The 25,689-nt window shown below is 45.9% G+C and carries 22 protein-coding genes and 1 pseudogene; 11 read left to right on the top strand and 12 right to left on the bottom strand.

Going from position 1 to position 25,689, the window contains the following annotated elements; translation table 11 throughout:
* Window positions 1-168 precede the first annotated feature (168 nt).
* The 6 genes from QN395_RS13780 to QN395_RS13805 form a co-directional block, all read right to left on the bottom strand.
* Entirely contained in the window at window positions 169-378 is a 210-nt protein-coding gene (locus tag QN395_RS13780) for a hypothetical protein (RefSeq protein WP_322118486.1), read from the bottom strand.
* 185 nt (window positions 379-563) lie between these two features.
* Window positions 564-2,513, bottom strand: a complete 1,950-nt coding sequence (dnaK, locus tag QN395_RS13785) for a molecular chaperone DnaK (protein WP_323492206.1) — start codon at window positions 2,511-2,513, stop codon at window positions 564-566.
* Window positions 2,514-2,757: 244 nt separating this feature from the next.
* On the bottom strand, window positions 2,758-3,459 hold the full coding sequence (locus tag QN395_RS13790) for a PRC-barrel domain-containing protein (protein ID WP_322118484.1): 702 nt from the start codon (window positions 3,457-3,459) through the stop codon (window positions 2,758-2,760).
* Window positions 3,460-3,737: 278 nt separating this feature from the next.
* On the bottom strand, window positions 3,738-4,184 hold the full coding sequence (locus tag QN395_RS13795) for a hypothetical protein (protein ID WP_323492207.1): 447 nt from the start codon (window positions 4,182-4,184) through the stop codon (window positions 3,738-3,740).
* 19 nt (window positions 4,185-4,203) lie between these two features.
* On the bottom strand, window positions 4,204-5,043 hold the full coding sequence (locus tag QN395_RS13800; protein WP_323492208.1) for a universal stress protein: 840 nt from the start codon (window positions 5,041-5,043) through the stop codon (window positions 4,204-4,206).
* Between the two features lie 89 nt (window positions 5,044-5,132).
* Complete coding sequence (locus QN395_RS13805) at window positions 5,133-6,092, bottom strand: oxidoreductase (RefSeq protein WP_322118481.1); 960 nt, start codon at window positions 6,090-6,092, stop codon at window positions 5,133-5,135.
* Window positions 6,093-6,481: 389 nt separating this feature from the next.
* Between QN395_RS13805 and QN395_RS13810 the strand changes: the two genes are divergently transcribed.
* From QN395_RS13810 to pgm, 10 genes and pseudogenes are all read left to right on the top strand, one after another.
* Window positions 6,482-7,177, top strand: coding sequence for a VIT family protein (locus tag QN395_RS13810; protein ID WP_322118480.1), 696 nt, complete (start codon window positions 6,482-6,484; stop codon window positions 7,175-7,177).
* A 328-nt stretch (window positions 7,178-7,505) separates the two neighbouring features.
* Entirely contained in the window at window positions 7,506-8,480 is a 975-nt protein-coding gene (locus tag QN395_RS13815; protein WP_322118479.1) for a cation diffusion facilitator family transporter, read from the top strand.
* A 455-nt stretch (window positions 8,481-8,935) separates the two neighbouring features.
* Window positions 8,936-9,154 carry a heavy metal-associated domain-containing protein gene (locus tag QN395_RS13820; RefSeq protein WP_322118478.1) on the top strand — a complete coding sequence of 73 codons (219 nt, stop codon included), beginning with the start codon at window positions 8,936-8,938 and terminating at the stop codon, window positions 9,152-9,154.
* A 73-nt stretch (window positions 9,155-9,227) separates the two neighbouring features.
* Entirely contained in the window at window positions 9,228-9,881 is a 654-nt protein-coding gene (locus tag QN395_RS13825) for a BON domain-containing protein (RefSeq protein WP_322118477.1), read from the top strand.
* Window positions 9,882-10,048: 167 nt separating this feature from the next.
* Entirely contained in the window at window positions 10,049-10,552 is a 504-nt protein-coding gene (locus QN395_RS13830) for a DUF1269 domain-containing protein (protein WP_322118476.1), read from the top strand.
* Window positions 10,553-10,569: 17 nt separating this feature from the next.
* A complete protein-coding gene (gnd, locus tag QN395_RS13835; protein ID WP_322118475.1) occupies window positions 10,570-11,655 on the top strand; it encodes a phosphogluconate dehydrogenase (NAD(+)-dependent, decarboxylating) in 1,086 nt (361 codons plus the stop codon).
* 85 nt (window positions 11,656-11,740) lie between these two features.
* Window positions 11,741-12,436: an HAD family hydrolase gene (locus QN395_RS13840; RefSeq protein WP_322118474.1), complete on the top strand. Its 696-nt coding sequence runs from the start codon at window positions 11,741-11,743 to the stop codon at window positions 12,434-12,436.
* Between the two features lie 37 nt (window positions 12,437-12,473).
* Window positions 12,474-13,562 (top strand): transaldolase, encoded by a 1,089-nt coding sequence (tal, locus tag QN395_RS13845; protein WP_322118473.1) that lies wholly within the window; start codon window positions 12,474-12,476, stop codon window positions 13,560-13,562.
* Window positions 13,563-13,672: 110 nt separating this feature from the next.
* A pseudogene (gene tkt, locus QN395_RS13850) lies at window positions 13,673-15,847 on the top strand (transketolase).
* Window positions 15,848-16,015: 168 nt separating this feature from the next.
* Window positions 16,016-17,680, top strand: a complete 1,665-nt coding sequence (gene pgm, locus QN395_RS13855) for a phosphoglucomutase (alpha-D-glucose-1,6-bisphosphate-dependent) (RefSeq protein WP_322118471.1) — start codon at window positions 16,016-16,018, stop codon at window positions 17,678-17,680.
* On the opposite strand, the gene QN395_RS13860 is transcribed toward pgm, so the two are convergent.
* Entirely contained in the window at window positions 17,652-18,191 is a 540-nt protein-coding gene (locus QN395_RS13860; protein ID WP_322118470.1) for an ABC-type transport auxiliary lipoprotein family protein, read from the bottom strand. The genes pgm and QN395_RS13860 overlap by 29 nt on opposite strands.
* A 19-nt stretch (window positions 18,192-18,210) precedes the next feature.
* Here QN395_RS13860 and QN395_RS13865 point away from each other — a divergent pair, with 19 nt between their 5' ends.
* Window positions 18,211-18,411, top strand: coding sequence for a hypothetical protein (locus QN395_RS13865; protein ID WP_322118469.1), 201 nt, complete (start codon window positions 18,211-18,213; stop codon window positions 18,409-18,411).
* Between the two features lie 40 nt (window positions 18,412-18,451).
* Here the strand turns inward: QN395_RS13865 and QN395_RS13870 are convergent, their stop codons facing one another.
* The 5 genes from QN395_RS13870 to QN395_RS13890 form a co-directional block, all read right to left on the bottom strand.
* The gene (locus tag QN395_RS13870) at window positions 18,452-19,465 is read right to left on the bottom strand and encodes an MlaD family protein (RefSeq protein ID WP_323492209.1); all 1,014 of its coding nucleotides are present in this window, start codon (window positions 19,463-19,465) and stop codon (window positions 18,452-18,454) included.
* 9 nt (window positions 19,466-19,474) lie between these two features.
* Entirely contained in the window at window positions 19,475-20,365 is an 891-nt protein-coding gene (locus tag QN395_RS13875; protein ID WP_323492210.1) for an ABC transporter ATP-binding protein, read from the bottom strand.
* A complete protein-coding gene (locus QN395_RS13880; RefSeq protein ID WP_322118466.1) occupies window positions 20,365-21,486 on the bottom strand; it encodes an MlaE family lipid ABC transporter permease subunit in 1,122 nt (373 codons plus the stop codon). The genes QN395_RS13875 and QN395_RS13880 overlap by 1 nt, the downstream gene beginning before the upstream one ends.
* Window positions 21,487-21,829: 343 nt before the next feature.
* Entirely contained in the window at window positions 21,830-24,226 is a 2,397-nt protein-coding gene (locus QN395_RS13885; RefSeq protein ID WP_323492211.1) for a phosphoketolase family protein, read from the bottom strand.
* The gene (locus tag QN395_RS13890) at window positions 24,213-25,487 is read right to left on the bottom strand and encodes an acetate/propionate family kinase (RefSeq protein WP_322118464.1); all 1,275 of its coding nucleotides are present in this window, start codon (window positions 25,485-25,487) and stop codon (window positions 24,213-24,215) included. Before QN395_RS13890 ends, QN395_RS13885 begins: the two co-directional genes overlap by 14 nt.
* Window positions 25,488-25,689: the final 202 nt, after the last annotated feature.

The raw sequence follows: 25,689 nt of genomic DNA on the forward strand, positions 1-25,689 counted from the left end.
GGCTGGTCAAAAGGCAGAATGCTATCGCATCTGACCCTTTGACTTTTTATTCAACGTTGCTCTTCGTACTTGAATCCACCGCATTTTTATTAATTTTTTCTGGGAGTATATAAAACTCTCTTGGCAAAAATGGATATTTTTCCCCGTATTTGTCAGACCAGTTTGCGTTTATTTTTTCTTGATTTTAAGCGTGCTTGACTGCACTGTTGTCTTTGGTAGTGATGGCGGAACCGATATCTCGACTGCAATCGCATCGCTGGCAGGAAAACTCTCTTTTAACGCCTCATCTAGCGCGCTGTCAGCATGACTCTCCCCTTTCAATACATTGCTATCGTCTTTATGCGTTGGCAACGGGGAAGGTGTTTTTTTGGTTTTCAATCGGATACCTTTTAGGGAGTGACTAATACGAGGATGACAATAATCAACAACGCTACCGATTCAGTGTCACAGCGAGAGAGGCCAGAGACTTCCAACATCAAGGTCTCTGGATCTGATCATCCTCAGGCGCAACGAACATTTTTAGCTAAGAATAGGCGACCGCTGAGCGAATAAATAACCACAACTTATTTATGCTCTTTGACCTCTTCAAACTCCGCATCAACCACATCATCTGACTGTGCTTCCTGCTTAGAAGAGTGGGAGGCAGAATCGTTGCTTGCCGTGCCGGAATGCTGAGCAGACTGTTTTGCAGCCGCATTGGCTTGCATCTTATCTCCCAACTTTTGTGCTGAGCTGGATAAAGCAGAAATCTTGCTATCGATATCGGTTTTGTCTGAGCTTTTTAAGGATAACTCCAATTCCGCAATATTTTTTTCAATAGCGTCTTTTTCCGAAGCATCCAATGTTGTACCGTATTCAAGCATCGATTTATTGGTATTGTGGATCAAAGTATCTGCGTGATTTCTGGACTCTGTTAATTCTTTTAGCTTCCTGTCTTCTTCTGCATTGACTTCGGCGTCTTTCACCATTTTCTGGATTTCTACTTCAGTCAGACCCGAATTGGCTTTGATCGTAATTCGATTTTCTTTGCCGGTCGCTTTGTCTTTGGCACCGACATGCAAAATACCGTTGGCGTCAATGTCAAAGCTCACTTCAATTTGTGGCGTGCCGCGCGAGGATGGTGGAATGCCTTCCAGATTAAATTCTCCCAATGCTTTGTTCTTGGCAGCGATTTCCCGTTCACCCTGAAACACTTTGATCGTCACCGCATTCTGATTGTCATCTGCAGTGGAAAATACCTGGCTAAATTTAGTCGGAATCGTGGTATTTTTTTGTATCATCATCGTCATCATGCCACCCAGCGTTTCTATCCCCAGCGATAAAGGCGTGACATCGAGCAGCAAAAGATCTTTCTGATCACCCGACAATACGGCACCCTGAATTGCTGCGCCAACCGCTACCGCCTCATCAGGATTAATATCTTTGCGTGGCTCTTTACCAAAAAATTCTTTTACCTTTTCCTGTACTTTTGGCATACGTGTCATGCCACCCACTAAAATAATATCGTCGATATCTGCCACACTGATGCCGGCATCCTTCATCGCCGTTCTGCAAGGGGCAATGGTGGCCTCGATTAATTCTTCTACTAGAGATTCTAATTTGGCACGGGTTATTTTCATGGTCAGATGCACCGGTGCACCATTAGCCATGGCAATATACGGCTCGTTAATTTCTGTCTGCTGGGCAGAAGATAATTCAATTTTTGCGCGCTCCGCAGAGGCTTTAATCCGTTGTAACGCAATCGGATCTTTTTTGAGATCAATGCCATTGATTTTGTTAAAGTCGTCAATAATGAAATCAATAATGCGCTGATCAAAATCCTCGCCACCTAAAAAGGTATCGCCGTTGGTGGACAGTACTTCAAATTGTCTTTCGTTATCGACTTCTGCAATTTCTATAATCGATACGTCAAACGTACCACCTCCCAAGTCATAGACCGCAATTTTACGATCACCTTTCTCTTTTTTATCAAGACCAAATGCTAGAGCCGCTGCAGTCGGTTCGTTGATAATGCGCTTGACATCTAGCCCAGCAATGCGTCCGGCGTCTTTAGTCGCTTGTCTCTGAGCGTCATTAAAATAAGCCGGCACAGTAATCACTGCCTCGGTCACTTCTGTCCCAAGATAATCTTCTGCGGTCTTTTTCATCTTGCGCAATATCTCGGCTGAAATTTGCGGTGGTGCAAGCTTTTTATCTCTGACGCTAATCCATGCGTCACCGTTATCCGCTTTGATAATTTGGAATGGCATGAGTCCTATATCTTTTTGGACTTCTTTCTCATCAAATTTACGTCCGATCAAACGCTTGACCGCGAATAGCGTATTTTTGGGATTAATCACTGCCTGCCGTTTTGCGGAGGCACCGACCAAAATTTCTCCGTCTTCTTGATAGGCGATGATGGATGGAGTGGTACGCGCGCCTTCTGCGTTTTCAATGACTTTTGGTTGGCCATTTTCCATAATTGCAACGCAGGAATTAGTTGTTCCAAGATCTATGCCAATAATTTTGCTCATGATATGTCGTCCTTTAGATGATACTTGTTCAGGATTTACAAAAAACCGCCCCAGTTGCCTTGTAGCTGCCTTTGGTACTAACTAACGCACCAAATACTGATTTGCCACTACGCCTTACCTAGACCATTATGCGTAAGTCCTATTGTTATTAACTGAGAAGAGAAAATCGTGTCGCTGGTGCAAACGTTTTTTCGACATTGACACCGTAACTCAAGACCATATAGATCACTGAGTTCCTGATAAATCAGGTAATGATGCTTTCCATTGAATGCTTCATGCGAACGAACGCTTTATTGACATCAGCCTCAAAATTTTTCCATTTTTTTGCCTCTGCACGCTTCATTGCAGTCAGCTTATCTTCAGCCAATTTAACGTCTTGCTGCAGAGTCTGTAATTGCTGGTCAAGCTTAGTTTTTGCTTCACCTGAGAGGGTTGCAGATTTTTTTTGAATCTCTGCGATTTTTGCTTTTGCTTTATTCAGATCTTGCTCAGCATTTGCTAAAAACAGATCGCGTTTTGCGGTGTCACTAGCGTAATTAAATGGAGGCATTGCCTTTACAGCCTCTTTAGATGCACCCGGTAAAATTAATTTACCGTCCTGTTCGATAATTTGCGGTGAGGGGATGCTCACATTATGCTGACCAAGTCCGATAAACCCGCCTACAGCAATAATCAGATAAGACACATTCTTTTCCGGTGTGATGATCAGATCTTCGACCTTACCGATTTTTTCTCCAGTCTCGTTATAAACTGATTTGCCTAAAATACTTTTTTTGGCACTCCAACCAGTCGCAACTTGCTGCACTTCCGATACTGTCATACCGATCATGGTGGTAGATCCAGCAACTTGTGCGCTAGCAACGCCAGTGTCTGTGAACATTAATGCGCCTGAGATTGCCAGCGTGCTTGCAACGGCGATGAGAATTCTATTTTTTGTGAGTTTCATTTTTTTCTTTTCTATCAATTTAGGTAACAAGGAAAATCAAAACGGGCGTAACACCTGTAGGATTTTTTCGTCGTATTTTGGTGACGTACTACTTGTAGACTTTTGAGACTTATTTCGTCTGTTGGTCATCCAACATACCCATTGATTCTCCGATTTTGTTGATCCAGATCAAAGAATAGAGTTGATATCTGACTGCATGCTTAGTCACTATTTTCAGTGAATTTTCTTATTAAGGTTGTTTAATAAGCTTGCTAAATAAGCTTGCTTAGAAAATATAATCAAATAGAAGAATAACGATGCCAGCTATGAACTAGCCAGCTGGTCATGTCCTTACAGCTGCTGATATCGTCGGGAATTATAGTTTTGAGAATACGTTCGGTACGTAGCGCTACCACTTTCTCTTCTCCCAGGTCGGGATGCTGTTTAGCAAATTCATTCACAAAACATAAAACCTGATCCCCATCGTCTCTATCAAGAACGGTATTGTCTTGTTTAAAGTTATTTTCAGCATGGGGATCACTAATATCGCCACTCAGATCGAGAGAATATGAAAATTGTAAATCTGCCTTTGTCAGGCAACCATTAAGGGGATTTGATTTTAGCTCTTCCATTAGACTTCCCAAACTTGAAATTGTTTGCGTTTGAATGCTTAGATATTTGGACACATAAAGCATCCAACCCTTCATAAAAATCAAAAATAAAACCGGAGATTGCACTTTCTGCATCGAGAAAAATATCCGGAAATTAATGTGATATAAAAGTACAGCAATCAGCGCGCAGTAACAGATCATGGGTGACGCCGCCAAATACCCATTCCCGAAAGCGACTATGACCAAACGCGCCTACCACAATCATGTTAGCTCGATAGTCTTGGATAATTGCGAGCAATTGCTTGGTATCGTCATTGACCGAAAAAGATGCAAGAGATTCTGCCTTAATATCGTGCCGGTGCAGCCAGGCGACGACATCATCTAAATCTGCATGGGCATCCGATAAATTATCGTCCTTAGATATCTCAACTACCACAACCTTAGTTGCTTGCCTGAGCAAAGGTAAAGCATCGATAATGGCTCGCCTGGACTCACGTGTGTCATTCCATCCAATGACGACACAGTTAAGCTCCAGCCGTGCCATATCTGGTGGAACGATCAGAACAGGTCTGCCAGTCTGCATAACCAGATCACCAATATTCATAACCCGCGCATCGTCAAATATAGAACCAGATTTAGCGCGGGTAATAATCAGATCGGCGCATCGAGCCTGTTGTGCGACATAGTCTGATAACTGCGTCAGAGTAATCGCAGAACGCCATTCGGATATTTGCAAACCTTCAGCCATACCCTCTTTTAAAACAGCGTGAAACTCTGTTTCCGCCTCATGGATTTCTTTATTAATTTCATCTTGATCTTGTCTGATCAGATCGCCAGAAATATAGCCATCGCCGTAAGCAAATTGCATAGGCTTGCAAACACCAATACCGATCAAGTGAGCATTAAATCGATTGGCAAGACCGGTAGCGGTTGTCAAAAGTCCCTTATTTGAACGTCCTAATTCAACGTTAACCATCAAGCTTGCATAGGTCATTTTATTGCTCCATTTGTCAATCTGGTCTGTTGAATTATCGACAGAAAAAAACATCACAAAGTTAGTTATTCGCTTTGATCAAACCAAGATCAAGTCATATTTTTGGATTGATTTTTAGGAAAATCAGCAGCGCGTGTAACGTCTTCCCATGCTAAAAAATCTTTACGCAAGTCGGTCAGTTTAGCCATCGCGCCTTCAAATGCAGCGTTACCAAGCAACAGATGATGCGGTGGTTTGGGTGATTCCACCGCCAGAACAATCGCATGTGCAGCGCGAACAGGATCGCCAGGTTGTTTGCCGGAGATCGCTCTTACCTGACTACGCCAGACACCTGCAGTGGAGGCATAATCCTCAATTTGTAGCTTACTTTCGTTGGCTGACCGCCCCGCCCAATCCGTCCGAAAACCACTCGGTTCGACTAGCATGACTTTGATACCTAAAGGTTCCACTTCCTGACACAGTGCGCCGGACAAACCCTCTACCGCAAATTTGGTCGCGTTGTAATAACCCACTGCTGGAAAAGCACAAATACCGCCAATTGAAGAGATGTTGACGATAAAACCCGATTGTCGTTGCCGCATTCCAGGCAACACCGCACGGATCATATTGCCCAAGCCAAAGACATTGACCTCAAACATCTTCCTGATCTCTTCTTCCTCGCTTTCTTCAACCGCTGCGAAGTAGCCTATTCCAGCATTGTTGACTAGCACATCAATACGACCAAACTTGTCTTCTGTGGCTTTAATCGCCTGATTAATTTGCTGCTGGTCGGTCACATCTAAGGTCAAGATCAGCACGTTTTTATGGTGTGCCAGCTCCTTTAAGTCATCTGTATTACGCGAGGTGATAATAACGTTATAGCCCAGACCGATCAGATGTTGCGCTAATTCCCTGCCAAAGCCTGTGGAGCAACCAGTAACAAACCATACTGGTTTTGCATTTATCCCGGCTTGATTACTTGGACTTGCAGCCGTAATTGTGTTGGTAGATGTGTTCACCTCACTAAATGTTGCGGGTGTTATCGATGTTATGGACGTTATGGATGTCATGGCGAACTCTCATGCAGGCGTTTTAGTTAGCTCATATTGAGCCTGACAAGATCAAGTCGTCTGTGCGGTAGTTCGCTTAGCCAATATCAGGTGGCACACAGAATCAGTTAGTCGGTTGACGTAATTGATACAGGCTAAAAATAGCGAGTAAATAAATTATTTTTTGCGACATACTCGTATAAAGTTGTTGACGTATGAATCAAGAAAAGTATTAGTAGGACTGACGCAAAACCGCCCCAGCTGCGTTGCAGCGACTAGCCGCACTAAAGCACTGTCGTCACTACGCCTTGCTGGAACAATTTTGCATAACTCCTAATCAGAAACTATCTTACGTCATGGAAATAGAAGTAAAAAAATGAGTACGAAACACAAATACGGTAAATGAGATCATGAGAAGAAAGCATCCTGAGCAACATAAACTTGAACATATCGGCTGGCTGCGAGCTGCTGTGCTGGGTGCGAACGACGGCATCGTTTCTACCTCGAGTTTAATTTTAGGTGTTGCAGCATCTAACGCCAGCCATACTAGTATTTTGATTGCGGCCGTAGCGGGTCTGGTGGCGGGCGCGATGTCCATGGCAACCGGAGAATATGTTTCCGTTCAGTCCCAGGCGGACACAGAAAATGCGGCGCTGGAGACCGAAAGACGAGAATTAAAAACTGATCCCGAGGGTGAGTTAAGAGAATTAACTGAGATCTATATTAATCGAGGGCTAGATACCTCCTTAGCGCGACAGGTCGCTATCGATCTGATGAAAAATAATGCGCTGAATGCCCATGCCAGAGATGAGTTAGGTATTTCTGAAACTCTGAGCGCCCGTCCATTGCAGGCCGCCTTTGCCTCTGCCGGTAGTTTTACGATTGGTGCATTGCTGCCCTTATTGGTATCGGTTCTGATACCTAACCCCTATTTGAGTTGGCTCGTGGCAGCGACTTCTATAGGTTTTCTCGCAGTTCTTGGTGGGCTTGCTGCTTATGTTGGTGGTGCTAATGTCGTACAAGGATCGGTACGGGTAACTTTCTGGAGCGCTTTAGCGATGGGCTTAACCTATGCTGTGGGCTCTATATTTGGAGGCATGCAATAAGTCTCAAACACAGCAGTGATTGATTGCAATTGGTGAATTTTGGGGTACCAAGGAGTGTCATCAAATAAATGGGACTGACGCAAAAACTAAAACCTCTCATCATATAGATACCGAGACACAGAAACACGTAAAGACGGAGTGACAAAAAAAGAGAAATGCATGTTTTCGCTCTTCTCCAGATTTTCTCGCTATTTATTCTTCCTCGGTACCTTTGTGCCTCGGTGGTGAGAGGTCTTGACGTTTTGCATCCCGCCTAATCGCTATAAGTGAACTGCTGCAAATAGCTTTATGCTTTTACGTAGTCCTAAGATGATGAAAATGAACTGATATGGCAACGAATGCATCTTCAAAGCAGGTCATCTACGCCGCACTAATCGGAAATATTTTAGTTGCCATTACCAAAGCCAGCGCCGCTACCTGGACTGGTAGTGCAGCTATGTGGAGCGAGGCGGTTCATTCATTTGTGGATACTGGCAATGAATTATTGCTGCTGTATGGCATATGTCGCGCTGAACGACAGGCCGATGCGGAGCACCCCATTGGCTATGGCCGCGAGTTATATTTTTGGAGCTTTATTGTCGCTCTGCTGGTATTTGCGCTAGGTGCTGGCGTCTCGATATATGAAGGCATTTTACATCTGCTGGCGCCTCAAGCAATCCATGACCCCATCGTCAGTTATGTTGTGCTGGGACTGGCGTTTGTATTTGATGGTACATCCTGGTTAATCTCACTAAAACAGTTTAAAGCGTCCAAGGGCACATTGGGTTATTACGAAGCATTTCGTCATAGCAAAGATCCTGCCTCTTTTATTGTTTTATTTGAAGATAGCGTGGCGTTGATCGGGATCGTGATTGCTGCATTTTCTACTTACCTAGCAACTAATTTGGGTATGCTGGCATCAGACGGGATTGCTTCTGTTCTGATAGGACTAATACTCGCAGGTACTGCAGGATTACTCGCCCGCGAAAGTAAAAGTCTGCTGATCGGAGAACGTGCCGACCGCCAGCTAAGTGACTCGATGTTGAGTATTGCGAATCAACTTTCTCCCTCAGTAAAAACCAATGGTGTATTGACGGTACAGCTTGCGCCAGATCAAATACTGGCCGCGATGAGTATCGAATTTGCTGATGACCTTACAACATCACAGATTGAAACCCTGGTCGTAGATATTGAAACCCAGATCCGCGCCAGCCATCCAGAGGTCGTGACTTTTTTTGTAAAGCCACAAACAGCAGCGGCTTTTAAAGCGTCTGTACAGCGGCGTTTTGGACTGCTTGACTCTTTGGTAAAAAATTCCACATAAGGATATTGATCGCTCTCTCATGCGGCACCTAAGGTTGGCGTAATAGAAATCTTAGTTCAACCCAGATTTTCTATTGGAACAGTGACAAGTATGCCTTTGGCGGACTGACTGGCTAGACGCGCCGACGACGCAAGCTGCCTATTGTTAGGAGGAGCAACAACGTCAGGCAGTTCGCCAAAGCTGTAATTGCCGCTGTTGCGCATCCACTCAAATCGCGTTGGTGCTACTCCTCTGAACACCGTACGCCATCTGCGTTTCGGTGAAGTGGTAGTGGTCTAATGGAAAATCTGGGTTCAACTATTCCCTATCGGTTAGATAGCGCACAGACAGGTCTTACTCTGCTCGCCTAGCCTGCTTTCATACAAGCATCAATAGAGAATTCAAAACGGAAATTCTCCATGAGACATCGACGATTTTTTCTGAACTTGGTTATTTTTTAAAGATGGAGAATAGCAATGGAAACGATGATTTTTGATATTCAGGGCATGACCAGCGGTGCCTGTTTAGGTCATATCTACCGCGCGTTGGAAGGCATGGATGGGGTCAGCGATACAGAACTATCTTTACGCGATGGGCAAGCTATCGTATCTACTGATCCGACATGCGTTACTGCATCGCAAGTAGAAGAAGTAATTGAACGACTTGGCTACCATGCCAACATTCATTTGGCGTAAGCGGCACACCGCACAGATTAAGATTTTCGTTTAGCACAAGCTGACTGTTCTTTAACCTAAACGAAAGTTAAAAATGAATACCGATACACAAATTCAAAAAGACGTTCTCGCTGAGTTGGAATGGGAACCTTCTGTCGATTCCTCCCATATCGGCGTTGAAGTATCTGACGGCGTGGTCACACTAGCAGGTCATGTCAGCAGCTTTGCAGAAAAGTGGGATGCAGAGCGAGCAGCACAGCGGGTTTATGGTGTAAAGGCGCTGGCAATCGAAATGGATGTTCGGTTACCAGGAACCAGCCAAAGAACTGATGGCGACATAGCGCGTACCGCAAAAAATGCACTTGAATGGTTGACCTATGTGCCAACCAAGGCAGTGAACGTAACTGTCGAGGCTGGCTTCATCACCTTAACGGGCGAAGTTGACTGGGAATATCAACGGCAAGCGGTGACTGATGCCGTGCGCAATCTGATGGGTGTTACCGGCCTCAGCGATCAAATTATCATCAAACCAAAAGTCTCCCTGGATGCAGTGAAATCAGATATCGAAGCAGCCTTGAAACGGCGTGCTCATAACGACGCAAAGAATGTTTCAGTCAGCGTCAACGGCGCAGAGGTGACTTTGGCGGGAACCGTGCATAGCTGGCTAGAGCGCGATCTGGTCATGCATTCGGCTTGGGGAACACCTGGTGTAAAAAACGTAGTGGATCATACAACGATTCGATATTGATTTTGTAAAAGTGAGCCGTATTGCTAAATAACGGACATTGAACTGCATTGCATTGCGCCTGACGATGTCCGCCTGTCTCATCATCGAAATATTAAATCGAAATATTAAATCGAAATATTAAATCGAAATATTAAATCGAAATATTAATTACGTTACGGAGTAACAACATGGAAACCAAAGATTCACCAGTGCATATTTTTAATAGCCACATTGAAGCAGAGGAAGCCATACAGACACTCAGCAAAGCTGGCTTTGATATGAAAAATCTATCCTTGATCGGTAAGGGCTATCACTCCGAAGAACATCCTCTAGGGTTTTATACCTTAGGCGACCGGGTAAAAACTTGGGGTGGCAATGGCGCATTCTGGGGCGCTATCTGGGGATTGCTATTGGCTCCTGCTGTGTTCTTTTTACCTGGCCTAGGTGTGATGGCGATGGCAGGCCCAATTGCAGCTGCGCTCGTGGGAGCGCTTGAGGGCGCTGTCGTTGTCGGAGGTGTCTCTGCTCTGGGAGCCGTATTAGTGAACATCGGAGTACCCAACGACCAAATCATTAAATATGAGACTGCGCTCAAAGTGGATAAGTATGTTTTGCTCATTCATGGCGATACCGAAGAAGTGGCAAAAGCGTATTCCATCTTAGCTAATTCCTCTTCCTGGAAAACCGCGTAATACACTGGAGAAGATCTATGCAGTTAGGCATGATTGGCTTGGGTCGCATGGGTAGCGATATGGCATTGCGGTTAATTCAAAAAGATCACCGCTGCGTTGTCTTTGACATACAGTCTGCTACGGTAGAAAAACTACAACGGCAAGGTGCGGTGGCCGCCGACTCGATTGCAGCTCTAGTATCGCAATTAGAACAACCCAGAGTGATCTGGTTGATGCTGCCCGCTGGACTGGTTGATCAAGAGCTGGTGACTCTGACACCATTACTCGACATTGGCGACATTATCATTGATGGCGGCAATTCATATTACCGTGACGATATTCAACGCAGCACTGCCTTGAGTTCACGCGGCATTCATTACGTCGATGTCGGAACTAGCGGCGGTGTATTTGGCTTGGAGCGTGGCTATTGTCTGATGATCGGAGGCGAGTCTGGCATCGTAAATTATCTCTCCCCTATTTTTGAGTCACTCGCGCCAGGCGCGGCATCACACGACACTGCGAATGACCGGACAAAAAGTGGGATGTCCGAAGAAGCAGCGATCAGTGATAAAAAAAACAAAAGTACAGCTCAATATGGCTACCTGCATTGTGGATCGCATGGCGCTGGCCACTTCGTAAAAATGGTGCACAACGGCATTGAATACGGCTTGATGGCGGCTTATGCAGAGGGCCTAAATATTCTACATAACGCTAATATAGGTGCCATGAACAGTACCTCTGCCGGTCACTCAAAAACTGCGACAGATGCCGAAACCACACCATTACGCAATCCAGAATTTTATCAATACCCATTTGATTTGGCTGAGATCACTGAGGTCTGGCGACGTGGCAGTGTCATTAGTTCCTGGCTCCTCGATTTAACTGCGAAGGCGCTACAAAAAGATCCCTCCTTAAGTACATTTGAAGGGCATGTGTCAGATTCTGGCGAAGGACGCTGGACGATGATTGCTGCAATTGATGAAGCTGTCCCCGCCCCTGTACTGAACGCAGCTCTATCTGAGCGTTTTAGCTCTCGGGGGAATGCTGGTTTCGCCAATCAATTATTGTCCGCGATGCGGCATCAATTTGGTGGACATGTTGAGAAATTGGATACAGATTCCTGATCAATATAGCTAATGATCTTTTTTACTATTTTGCGCTGACCTCGACTTTTTAGTGAACCTATTTTTGTTCGATGAAAGATGACTAATGGCAGAACCCGACGAGATTATTTTTCTATTGGACGTAGACAATACGTTGCTGGATAACGATCGCCTGCGTAGTGATCTGCGCTGCCATCTTTCTCAAGAATTTGGCCCTGAAAATGAGGATCGCTACAACACTATTCTGGAAGAGCTGCGTGAAGAATTAGGCTATGTGGATTATTTGGGGGCATTACAGCGGTATCGAGTACAAGATATGAGTGATCCGCGGCTATTACTAATGTCGGCATATCTAATGGATTTCCCCTTCTCCGACTTGCTGTACCCCAACGTAAAAGCAGCGATTTCACACCTGTCAACCTGGGGAAAAAGTGTAATCTTATCGGATGGTGATGTGGTTTTTCAGCCGAGAAAAATACAACGCTCTGGGCTGTGGAATGCGGTTGCAGGACGAGTACTGGTCTACGTCCACAAAGAAGACATGCTGGATGTAGTAGAGGCGCAGTACCCCGCGCAACATTATGTAATGGTCGACGATAAATTACGTATTTTGTCGACGATGAAAAGTCATTGGGGTGATCGACTGACGACAATCTTTGTTCGTCAGGGTCACTACGCACTTGATCCGGAGAATATCGCCAATTTTCCAGCAGCTGATGTCACGATTGATCATACAGCAGATTTAATCGATATTGATTTTCTTGAGGTCATCCATGCGCCTAAATCATCCGATCCTCCATAACGACCACTCTCTACCACCTCCTCTCATTCAGACGATCATGAAACCAACAATACAACTACATCAGCTAGGACAAAGTCTCTGGTTAGATAACATCACAAGAGACCTGTTAAGCAGCGGTACCTTAGCAAAATATCTTGCAGAATTTTCTATCACGGGGCTGACATCCAATCCCACCATTTTTGAGCAGGCAATCCGAAACACCAATGCTTACGATGCAGATATCCATCAAAAATTGGAAGAAGGAAAATCTGCTGAGGCTGTATTTTTTGAATTGGCGATCAGCGATTTAACCCAAGCGGCAGCCTTGCTTCTTCCTATTTTCAAGGTTACAGACAGCTTAGATGGCTGGGTATCGCTCGAGGTGTCACCATTATTAGCGAATGACGCCAAGGGTACGATAGCAGAGGCAAAGCGGCTTTATCGTGCAGCAAATTGTCCTAATTTATTCATCAAAATCCCGGGAACGCCCGCAGGCCTGAAAGCGATTGAAGAATCTATTTTTGCTGGAGTGCCGGTGAACGTAACCTTATTATTTTCAAGCCAGCAATATCTTGCAGCGGCAGAAGCTTATTTGTGCGGCATCGAGCGGCGCATCGCCGTCGGGTTGGATGCCAAAGTATTTTCTGTTGCATCGATTTTTGTCAGTCGTTGGGATACAGCAGTCAAACAGGAAATATCACCGGAGTACCACAATCGGCTTGGCATTGTGATGGCAATGCTGATTTATAAGAATTATCAAACTTTGATGGTCTCCGCACGCTGGCAAAAAATTCTGCAGTCTGGTGCTTGTCCTCAGCGAATTTTATGGGCCAGCACAGGTACCAAAGATCCTCTTGCGTCAGATACCTTGTATGTGGATGCCTTAATCGCTCCTGGCAGTATTGATACCGTTCCTGAAAAGACCTTATTAGCTTTTGCAGATCACGGCAAGCCCGACGGCGTGTTACCTACCGATGGTGGCTTCGCTCCAGCGGTGCTGGAGGAATTCAGGCGCGAAGGCGTCGATGATGAGGCTTTGGCAGAAAGACTTCAAACTGAAGGCGTTGCATCGTTTGCAAAATCATGGGAAGCCCTGATCTTACTAATCGCTGAAAAGGGACGGCAACTTGCTCATGTCGATATGTAGGAAAAAATAGTTGACAGCAATCCCTTTGAATAAGGAAGCAATCCTTTGTAAAGATGGGTTGTCAAAATTGTCGCCAAATTATTGTATTGCGTTTTTAACCGGAGTCTTTTGTGAACGAGCCAGAACAATTTGCCGAGCTAGAAATCGATGAGCGATGTATTAACACCTTACGTACGCTGTCTATCGATGCTGTACAAAAAGCGCAATCAGGTCACCCCGGCACTCCGATGGGCGCGGCTCCAACCGCGTATTGCTTGTGGCAAGGCTTCTTGAGATACGATCCGGATAATCCCGAATGGATCAATCGTGACCGGTTTGTTTTGTCGGCTGGTCACGCCTGAGCTTTGCTTTATAGCCTGCTTTTTCTGACAGGCGTAAAAGCGAAATCGTCGAGCTATCCACCCGGCGATCGTCTGGCAGTGACTTTAGAGGATCTGAAAAATTTTAGGCAAGCAGGAAGTCGCTGCACCGGACATCCTGAATTTGGCTGGACGTCTGGAGTAGAAACGACAACCGGACCGTTAGGACAAGGACTGGCAAACAGCGTCGGCATGGCGATCTCAGAGCGTTGGCTGGCAGCGACCTATAACCGCCCTAGTTACGAGTTGTTCAGCCATCATGTCTATGCTTTATGCGGTGACGGCGACATGATGGAAGGCGTTAGCAGCGAGGCTGCATCGCTGGCAGGACATTTAAAACTAGCCAATCTATGCTGGATTTATGACGATAATCACATCAGTATTGAAGGTGCGACGTCAATCACTTTTACCGAAAATGTTGCAGCGCGTTTCCTCGCTTATGGTTGGCAGGTATTGAGGGTCAAGAATGCCAATAATCTGACAGCATTGACCAAGGCGTACCAGATTTTTGCCGATCCCGACGAACGCGGTGATCATCAGCAGCACACGCATGATGCGAATGAGGACAGACCAACTCTCATAATTGTGGAAAGCCATATTGGTTATGGTGCGCCACACAAACAAGATACACGTGAAGCGCATGGCGAACCGCTCGGAGTCGAGGAAGCCCGTCTGACAAAACAATTCTATGGCTGCAATCCTGATCTACAGTTTGATGTACCAGATGGGGTTATTGATCATTTTAAGAAGCGATTTGGATTGCGTGGGGCAATTGCACATGCGACGTGGAACGCTTTATATCTGGCATATCGCAACGAATATCCAGATCAGGCTTCAGAGATTGACAAGATACAAGTGCGTAATTTGCCTGAAAACTGGGAGACAGTCTTACCGGTTTTCGGTCAGGATGAAAAAGGAATGGCAACGCGTGATTCCTCAGGTATCGTGTTAAATGCGCTGGCATTCAAAATACCTTGGCTAATGGGCGGTGCTGCGGATCTTTCGCCATCGACCAAAACGCAACTGAACTTATTGGGACCGAGTAATTTTCAAGCGATTGGACAAGCGGCGGAAGGCAATTATGCAGGCCGTAATTTTCATTTTGGCGTGCATGAACATGCGATGTGCGCCATTGCAAATGGAATGAGTTTGTCTGGTCTGCGTCCGTTCGTGTCCAGTTTTTTAATCTTTACCGACTATTGTCGTGCCGCGCTCCGGCTGAGCGCCATGATGGAGTTGCCACTGATTTCTGTCTGGACGCATGATTCAATTGGCATGGGAGAAGATGGCCCCACCCATCAGCCGATAGAACAATTGGCATCACTACGCGCAATGCCCGGCATAGTGGTGTTGCGACCGGCAGATGCGAATGAGGTAGTAGAGGCCTGGCGAGTGATGATGCAATTTAAACAGACCCCAGTCTGCCTAGTGTTGACGCGACAAGCGGTACCAACTTTAGATCGATCGATTTATGCCAGCGCCAGCGGCCTTGCTTTTGGTGCTTACATCTTGGCCGAGACCACGGACAATCAAGTTGACGTCTTACTAATCGCTTCCGGCAGCGAAGTGGGAATTTGCATCAAGGCATACGAGCAGCTGAAAACGGAGGGCATCCACGCCCGAGTCATCAGTATGCCCTCATGGGAAATATTTGAAAGTCAGACTCAAGCCTATAAAGACAAAATACTGCCACCTTCAATCAAGGCGCGTGTCGTGGTAGAGGCAGCCTCTACTTTTGGATGGGAACGCTATGCTGGTGGAGATGGCAGCATTTTAGGGATGCACACTTTTGGTATGTCGGCACCGATCAAAGTTCTACTAAGACAATTCGGATTTGAGCCCGAACATGTAGTGGCATCGGCTAAAGTACAAATGATCCTGCATCCGACACCACATCGCATTGAAGCCCCAGCACTGAAGGGGTAATGATAGGACAGATTTAATACTGAGTGGATGTATATATTAATTGTCCATACAATCATTGATCAATATAGAGCTTTTTTTAAATTATTTAGGGAGTATATAAGAATTCTCATTTCCACTCCTTTGTATGTTCCATTTTTTTCGTCAATTCAACCCAACACAACATAGCTTATGATAATCAGCCCTCTAGCTGGCAAACCAGCACCGCCAGAATTACTCATCAATGTCGCTAAACTCGTGACGGCGTATTACACAGAAAGACCCGATGCGTCTATCGCGTCGCAACGAGTGTTGTTTGGTACATCAGGTCATCGTGGTTCAGCATTTACTCATAGTTTTAACGAGATGCACGTGCTGGCGATTAGTCAGGCAATTTGTCTCTATCGCAAGCAACAAGGTATTACCGGGCCATGTTTTATCGGAATTGATACCCATGCTTTGTCCGAACCCGCATTTGCCAGCGTATTAGAAGTTTTAGCTGCAAATAGGGTTGAGTTAATGATGGCAGCCAAAGGAGAATACACGCCGACACCGGCCGTATCGCATGCGATTTTGACGTATAACCGTGGGCGCCAGCTTGGTCTGGCAGACGGCATCATCATCACGCCTTCACACAATCCGCCAGAGCATGGCGGTATCAAATACAACACCACCAATGGCGGACCAGCGGATACGATCATCACCGGCTGGATAGAAAAACAGGCAAATGATTTTTTGCAAAAAAGTGCTGAAGGTGGCTCGGGTGATTCGCCCGGCATTTTACGCATGCCATTTGAAAAAGCCCTGCGGGCATCGACCACGCATTACTACGATTTTCTAAACACCTACATTAATGATCTAGAGAACGTGATCGACATGAAGTCGATTCGTGAGGCGAATATCCACATGGGTGTTGATCCACTCGGAGGTGCCGGTGTGCATTACTGGCCGGCGATTGCCGATCATTACAAACTCAATTTAAGCGTCGTGAATCCATTGGTAGACACCACATTCCGCTTTGTGACAGTTGACTGGGATGGGCAAATACGGATGGATCCGTCCTCACCTTATGCAATGCATAACCTGACTGCATTGAAGGATTGCTTTGATATTGCCTTTGCCTGTGACACCGATCACGACAGACATGGAATCGTCACGCCCAAAGTGGGACTATTGCCGACCAATCATTATTTATCGGTAGCTATCTATTACTTGTTTCAACACCGACCTCAGTGGAGTAAAAACTCTGCTGTAGGAAAAACAGTCGTCAGTAGCCAGATGATTGATCGTGTGGCAGCCAAACTGGGGCGACAATTAATTGAAGTGCCCGCTGGCTTTAAATGGTTTTCTGCAGGATTAGCCGATGGTAGTCTGGCTTTTGCGGGGGAAGAAAGCGCTGGCGCCAGCTTTGCCCGGCGTGATGGCAGCGCCTGGACGACGGATAAAGACGGTATGGTTTTAGCCTTGCTCGCAGCCGAAATCACTGCAAAAATGGGACATGATCTTGGCGATGTGTATAGCGATTTAACCCATGAGTTTGGTGAGCCTGTGGCTGACCGTAAGCAGGCGTATGCTAGCTTCGAGCAAAAAGCCAAGTTATCTAAACTGTCGCCGGAACAAGTGCAATCAACCAGCTTAGCCGGCGAAACCATACAGGCTATTTTGACGCGTGCACCTGGTAACGATGCTGCCATTGGCGGGTTAAAAGTGATTACAGCAAATGGTTGGTTTGCTGCCCGCCCTTCAGGTACAGAAGATATTTATAAAATCTACGCCGAGAGTTTTCTCGGCGATGTGCATCTGCAAAAAATACTGAACGAGGCACAAGTTATCGTCGATCAGGCGCTGGCCGCTTAAAAGCTGATCCAGTAGCTGATTGTATAGCTGGTACTGTAGCTGATTCAGCCGACGATTCGGATGAGTTTTTAAGCGTATCAGCACAAAAACTGGCAAGCTCAATCAGCATCGTACGTATCGCCTGATTTGCGGCCACTACGCCACCATAGGAATTATCGCTCTCCGCATTGACGTTGGTATCAAACTCACGCCAGGCGATGATTTTATGGCTTGCGGTATCGGACAAATGCGCACGTAAAGTGAAGTGAACACGGCTTGGTTGGCTAAAAAATTCTTGCTGTAGCCTTACCACTTCTAAATCTAGCCGGTACTGACTGACTATGGTGGTAGGCGATTGCATTACCGCACCAAATCGCCCGCTTTGCTCTATCGCATTGACCGCTAGTGGCAACAACATAGCCGCAGGCGTATCTACCCATTGGCTTTCACGAAAATATTCAAGTTGATGCGGCTGGCGCATATACATCATTTGCTGCGTATCAAAACCGGCGGCCGCACGCGGGATGCTCACAGTTAATGTTGGTCCACTTATGGCATTAGCAGATTTCGCTGGTAGCGACACTATTGGTTTGGTGTTTACATTCGTTTGTACCGCATCAAAAGAGTACAGCATCGGTGGTGGCACATTGGCTGGCAATAGGGAGGAACAGGCGCTCAATGTCACTATTGCCACTACAGTCAAACTTATGCTCAAGCCAATGGCCTTACGCGAAGCAAGTTTGCTGAATTGATATTGCAATGACGTACCTGTTTTTGGTTTAGCTAAATTGATCATGGTGTTTTCTTCTCTCCCGTTTTTTTGCCAAAACTCTCGCCAGAGCCATCTTTAGTACTGCCTACCGATCTATCACCCAATCCCTCACCTGGACCATAAGGAACTGGTTGGCGACCTCGTATCAAGCTGCTTGGATTTTGTTTAGTCTGCTCACTTAAACTTTTTAGAGAACTTGATAAGTCGCCTAATTCTGTCAGCAATCGATTTAACTCTGGCACTGTGTCATTGCTGATCTGGCGTACCGCAGAACCAGCATCGTCCACTGTTTTTTTAGTGCTGATACTGGCCGATGTCGCCTCTTTCGCTAATTTTTCTATTGCCTCTGCGCTGCTGGAGATACGTTGTAACAGCGGATCAAGCTGTGCTGATGCGCGTGCCGCATTGTCAGCCGTCTTAGACGCATTGGCGATACCACTGCTCATCGCATTTTTTTGCGCTGCCAAAGTACCGGTGACAGCCGATGTATCTGCTAGAATTTTGGTAAATGCAGCACGATTCTCATCGTTTAACACCGCATTGATATTGGCGGCAGTACGATCAAGATTAGCCAGTACCGAGCTAAGCACATTTTCTAAGCGGGCACCTAATGACGGTTTAGTGCGGATCACCGGCAACTCATCTGGCCCGGTAGCAACCAAAGCTGGCGCATTGGGCGAACCACCGCTTAACTCAACATAGGCGATACCCGTCAATCCTTGCGTCTTCAGTACCGCTAAGGTATCGATCTTGATCGGCGTGCCTTGCTCAATCGCAAATTGTAATAGCACTTGCTGCGGGTTAGCAGGATCAAGTTTGATATCTTTCACTTTTCCAATATCGACTCCCAGATATTTAACAGGGGCATCAACGTTCAGGCCGGCAACCGATTCATTCACAATCGCAAGATATTTTTCATATTGTTTTTGTTTGCCTAAACCAACCGACAACCACAAAATACCTGCAATAAATACCGCACCAAGCGCCAAGACAAATGCACCTACTGCTGCGTAATTGACTTTTGTTTCCATCATGTTTCCTTTTTACTTTTTTTCAATTACGGTTTGCGTTGTTTTCGATACTTGCTGCTGTTTTTTTTGCTCTTGGCCATCCTGTTGCTGTGCCGCACGTCCACGTGCACCATCAAAGTATTGGCGAATAATCGGATGATCCATTGTGGATAATTCACTCATAGAGCCCACAGCAAGCACTCTGCCCTCACCCAATACAGCTACCCGATCAGTCACTTGCCACAATAAATCCAGATCATGCGTGATCATCACAATGGTTAAGTTATACAAAGCGTGTAAGTCCCGAACTAAGCTATCAATACCCGCCGCACCGGCTGGGTCTAGCCCGGCGGTGGGCTCATCGAGGAAGAGCAATTCGGGATCAAGTGCCAGAGCACGTGCAAGTGCTGCACACTTCAGCATACCGCCGCTTAATTCAGAGGGATAACGCGAGCCTGACTCTGGTTCTAGTCCGCTGAGAGACAATTTCCAAGCGGCGATCTCATCAATGATTTGATCGTCTAATGCGGTGTGTTCGCGTAAAGGCAGTCCAATATTTTCTATTACTTTGAGCGTACTAAACAAGCCGCCTTTTTGGAACATAACGCCCCAACGCTGACGCAATAGATTGGCCTCTTCATCCGATGCTGTGGCAAGGTCGGTTCCAAAAATGTTGATTGATCCAGAGTCAGGCTTATGCAGCAAAATCATTTCGCGCAGCAAAGTTGATTTGCCCGATCCGCTACCGCCGACAATCGCAAAAATCTCACCGCGCCGGATATCCAAATCAAGATCAGTATGTACTATCTTGCTGCCAAAGCGGGTGGATACCTTCCGCATCTCGATAATGTTGTCGGGCTTGGTATCGGGCTTGAAGTCCGCTTTATTATCGCTAAGATCTGTTGAAATATTTTCCGATTCCATCACAAATCCAATAAATTAAAAATGACGGAAAACAGCGCATCCAACACAATCACCACAAAAATCGCCTGCACCACACTACGTGTCGTCTGGCGGCCAACACTATCGGCATTGCCTTCTGTGCGGAAGCCCTGAAAACAGCCAATCACTGCAATCGCAATTGAAAACATAGCAGCTTTACCAACACCAATTAACAAAGTCTTTAACGGGATTTCTGTGCCAAATCGTTCTGCAAATTCATGAAAACCGACACCCAGCTGCAAGCTTGCCATCACCATCCCGCCCAAGACCCCAATCACATCAGCAAAAATGGTGAGCAAAGGTAAGGCGATCAATAAAGCAATCACTTTGGGTATGACCAGCAAATCAATCGGTACGATGCCGATGGTACGCATAGCATCGACCTCTTCTGTCACCACCATGGTGCCGATTTGCGCAGCATAAGAAGAGCCGGAGCGTCCGGCAATAATGATGGCCGTGATCAAAGGCGCAAATTCACGCAGCATGGAGTAGCCGACCAGTTCGACCACAAAGATATTGGCACCATAATGTTTGAGTTGGTCCGCGCCTTGATAAGCGACCACGATGCCCAATAAAAAAGAGGTAATGCCAACAATCGGCAATGCCTCAAATCCGGCAAGCTGAATATTGTGTAGCACTGGTCGCCAGCGCCAGCGTTGAGGGTGCGGCAATAATCGTGCAAAGGTCATGGCGATTTCGCCGACAAAGCTGAGCAATGCCAGACTGTCCTGCCGCACGTTCTCGACTTTTTTTCCAATATTTTCAACAAAAGAAGAACTTGCCGATGCTGGTGGCGCAGCATGTTTTTGCTGGCTGACGATGTCCCACATTTTTTGATATTGCGGCGACCATCCTGATAACTGGATGACGCCCCCTTGATCAAGGAAGCTTTGTAAGCGCCGCTGTAAGACCCAAATGCCGATGCTATCAATACTAATTAATTGCGAACCATCGAGTTGAATAACGGTCTGATCAGATGACAGCAAGCGGGCTAAATGCTGATCGATATCGCCAATAGCGCATGCGGTCCAGCTACCTGAAAGAACCAGCTTGCCAGGCGCAGGCTGAGTAATTGCGGCAACGAATGTCTCAGTAGTTGGCATAAAACGCGACATCTCTCAGGAATAAATAATTATCCTCACAGTGCCTTAAGGCCGACTCCTCATCTGTTCGGCAGCGTACGTAGTTCACAAGACGATGCTGCAACGCCATGTTCGTCACGACGTTTTTCCGAGACAATTCCCTTTAAGTTTTATGAAATATAAAAACATATACTCTCCAATATTATTTAAAAAATTGACCTATTGACCAGTGATTCTATGGACAATTTAAATATACTATTGGGGAGTATATATTTAAATAAACTATACTTAGCGTCGAAATGTAGTCTTTAGTACTACCGAGCCGTGCCAGATAGCAAATGCGGTAGCAAAGGAAAAAGTCTGTTTATGTATTTACTTCCATCCAACGCCAATTTCTAATTTCGGGTAAGTCCTCACCATGCACATCTATGTATTGCTTATGCTTGGTCAGTTTGTCACGCACAAACTGTTTGGCCTCGGCGATCTTTGAGGTCAGTTGTGGTAACCGCATAATTGCCAGCTCAAATAAATGGAATCTGTCCATCTCATTTAACACCACCATATCAAATGGCGTCGTGGTTGTGCCCTCCTCTTTGAAACCGCGTACATGCAAATTGTGATGATTAGTGCGGCGATAAGTCAGACGATGGATTAAGGTCGGATAGCCGTGATAAGCAAAAACAATCGGCTTATCCGACGTGAATAAGGCATCAAAATTCTGATCACTTAATCCATGTGGATGCTCGCTGTCTGGCTGTAACTTCATCAAGTCCACCACGTTGATGGTTCTGATTTTTATTTCCGGAAAAAATTCCCACAGCAATTTAACGGCGGCCAAGGTTTCTAATGTTGGTACATCCCCTGCGCAAGCCATGACCAAATCCGGCTCTTGATCGGTATGGTTGCTGGCCCAATCCCAAATACCGATCCCTGCATTGCAATGCAAAATTGCAGCCTCCATCGTCAGCCATTGCGGTTCTGGCTGCTTGCCCGCGACGATCACATTCACATAATTACGGCTACGCAGACAGTGATCCGTAACGGACAACAAGGTATTGGCGTCTGGCGGCAAATAGACTCGGATCACTTCGGCTTTTTTATTCATTACATGGTCGATAAACCCCGGGTCTTGGTGACTACCGCCGTTATGATCTTGCCGCCATACGTGAGACGACAACAGGTAATTAAGTGATGCGATTGGTTTTCGCCAAGGGATATGATTTGCGGTTTTAAGCCATTTTGCATGTTGATTAAACATAGAATCAACGATGTGGATAAAGGCTTCATAACAAGAAAAAAATCCATGCCGCCCGGTCAGTAGATAGCCTTCCAACCACCCCTCACATTGATGTTCACTTAACATTTCCATCACCCGGCCATCGGCGGCGACATGATCGTCAATCGCAATGATCTCGGCTGTAGAACAACGATTAGTCACATCGAATATTGCAGACCAACGGTTAGAGGCAGTTTCGTCTGGACTAAATACCCGAAAATTAGTCGGATTACGTTTGATAATATCGCGGATAAATTTGGCCTGCACCGTAGTGGATCCAATATCAACAGCGCCGGGATAAAGTAAATCAACCGCATAGTCCCTAAAGTCTGGCATCTGCAAATCGCGTAAGAGTATGCCACCATTCGTATGTAGATTGGCACTCATGCGCCGATTACCGCTGGGTGCAAGCTTGGCTAAATCGGCACGTAGTTTTCCGCTTGTATCAAACAACTCCTCGGGATGATAGCTCCGCATCCATCTTTCTAAAATCGCTATATGGCCAGCATGACTCATATCGCTAATCGGTACTTGATGCGAGCGAAAAGTCCCCTCTACTTGTCTGCCGTCTACAAATTTAGGGCCAGTCCAACCTTTGGGGGAGCGCAAAATAATCATTGGCCAGCGCTGGCGCTGTGTAAAACCATTTGTCCGTGCATCTGTTTGAATTGCTTTGATGCTAGCGATCACCGTATCCAATGTGGCTGCCATCAACTGATGCATGGCTTCTGGATCGTCACCCTCGACAAAATACGGTTTGTAGCCATAGCCATGGAACAAAGCCTGTAACTCATCATGCGGAATGCGTGCAAGCACGGTTGGTCCTGCAATTTTGTATCCATTTAAATGCAAGATCGGCAGCACTGCCCCATCACATACCGGATTTAAAAATTTATTTGAATGCCAGCTCGTAGCGAGCGGGCCAGTCTCTGCTTCCCCATCGCCCACTACACATGTGACAATCAAATCAGGATTATCGAACGCAGCACCATACGCATGCGAGAGTAAGTATCCCAACTCGCCACCTTCATGAATCGACCCCGGTGTTTGCGGCGCAACATGGCTAGGTATGCCGCCAGGAAAAGAGAATTGTTTAAACAAGCGTTTTAAGCCATCTTCATCTTGTGTAATGACCGGATAAACTTCGCTATACGTTCCCTCTAGATAGGTATTCGCAACTAAGCCCGGGCCTCCGTGCCCGGGACCGGTGACGTAAATCATATTCAGATCGTGTTGTTTAATCACACGATTTAAATGCACATAAATAAAATTCAGTCCTGGCGTCGTACCCCAATGCCCCAACAATCGCGGCTTAATATGTCCAAGTTCTAAAGGCAACTTGAGCAAAGGATTATCGTAGAGATAAATTTGTCCGACGGAGAGATAATTAGCAGCCGCCCAATATTCCTGCATCTTTTTTAAGTGTGCTGGATCTAAAGGCTGGTTTTTTTCGCCTTGAACTTGTTCAGATTCAATTGGTGTCATTGTTATCTTTAGTAAAAGTAACTGGAGGGGCGTCGGTGGAAATGCTATGTGGAGTTTCAGCAGTATTCTGATGCTTACCTAACATTCGAAAAACAGTTTTGGCGATCATTAATTCTTCATCTGTTTTAATCACACGCACCGTGATTGCGCTATGCTCAGAAGAGATAACTTCGTTGTTGGCGGTATTTTTTACGGGATCAATTTCAATTCCTAAAAAGCCTAATCCGCTGCAAATTCTGGCGCGGATTTCTGCTGAATTTTCACCAATACCTCCTGAAAAAACCAAGGTATCTAATCCTTCCAATACACCGATTAAGCCGCAGAGTGTTTTTTTAGCCTGGTAGCAAAACAAACCAATAGCCTCAGCGGCACGAACATCATCTAGTTCTTTAGAAATCAAAACCTGCATATCGGAACTGATTTCTGATACACCCAGCAGACCTGATTCGTGCGTCACCATATGATAAAAATCTTTGATCGCCATTTTTTCTGTGCGCACCAGGTACCACACTAATGCCGGGTCAAGATCACCGGAACGTGTGCCCATCGGCAAACCAGAACTTGGTGTAAATCCCATGCTGGTATCGATACTTTTGCCGCCGTGTACCGCAGTCATGCTGGCACCATTACCAAGATGCGCGAGCACTATCCGGCCTTGTGCTGTGGCGTGGTTAGTAAGTCGTACTAATTCCTCCATTAAAAAAGCACAAGATAATCCATGAAATCCATAACGCTGTACCCCTTTGTCCTGATAACGACGGGGTATCGGCAACAGATGTGCCATACGCGGCATATCGTGATGGAACGCCATATCAAAGCAAGCGATCTGGGGTAATTGAGGGAAGCGACGATGGAAGGCTTCTGCCAATAAAATCTCTTCTGGCAAATGCTCAGTATCAAACGGACTCATATGCAACAAGGTTTTAATCATCGCTAGTGTGATGATTTGTGGCTCCCAATACTCCGGTCCACCATGCACAATGCGATGTCCTACTGCGGTCAAACTTGCGGGATCAATCCGTTTTTGCAGCCACGCCATGAGTAAGCTAATTGCGTTGGTATAGTCAGGGAGATGGGCCGTATGAGTGAAGTTATCCTCGGGTGCCAGACCTTTGGATATAAAACGGCCAGTTGCCTGCCCTATGCCTTCTAACTGTCCATAGAAAACTCGGTATAAATCCGGTCCAGATTCAAATAATGCAAACTTGATGCTAGAAGAACCACCGTTAATCGTTAACACGCATGACTTAGGTGGATTCATATCAAGAACCTTCCGCGATGAATTAAAAACCTGGAGTAGCAATGACGTTAGCTAAAATATGCTGAAAAAAACGCTCTTGACCTAGCTGGATACAAAATAACAATTCAAGCTAAGCCTATACCTGATCTTATTTATTGTATGTTCGACAACGTACAGACCCGTCGTATAATCGCGATCATTATTGACAACTATTTAGTCAATA

Origin of the sequence: Undibacterium sp. RTI2.2 (genome assembly GCF_035018705.1) — a bacterium.
Classification (GTDB): domain Bacteria; phylum Pseudomonadota; class Gammaproteobacteria; order Burkholderiales; family Burkholderiaceae_D; genus Undibacterium.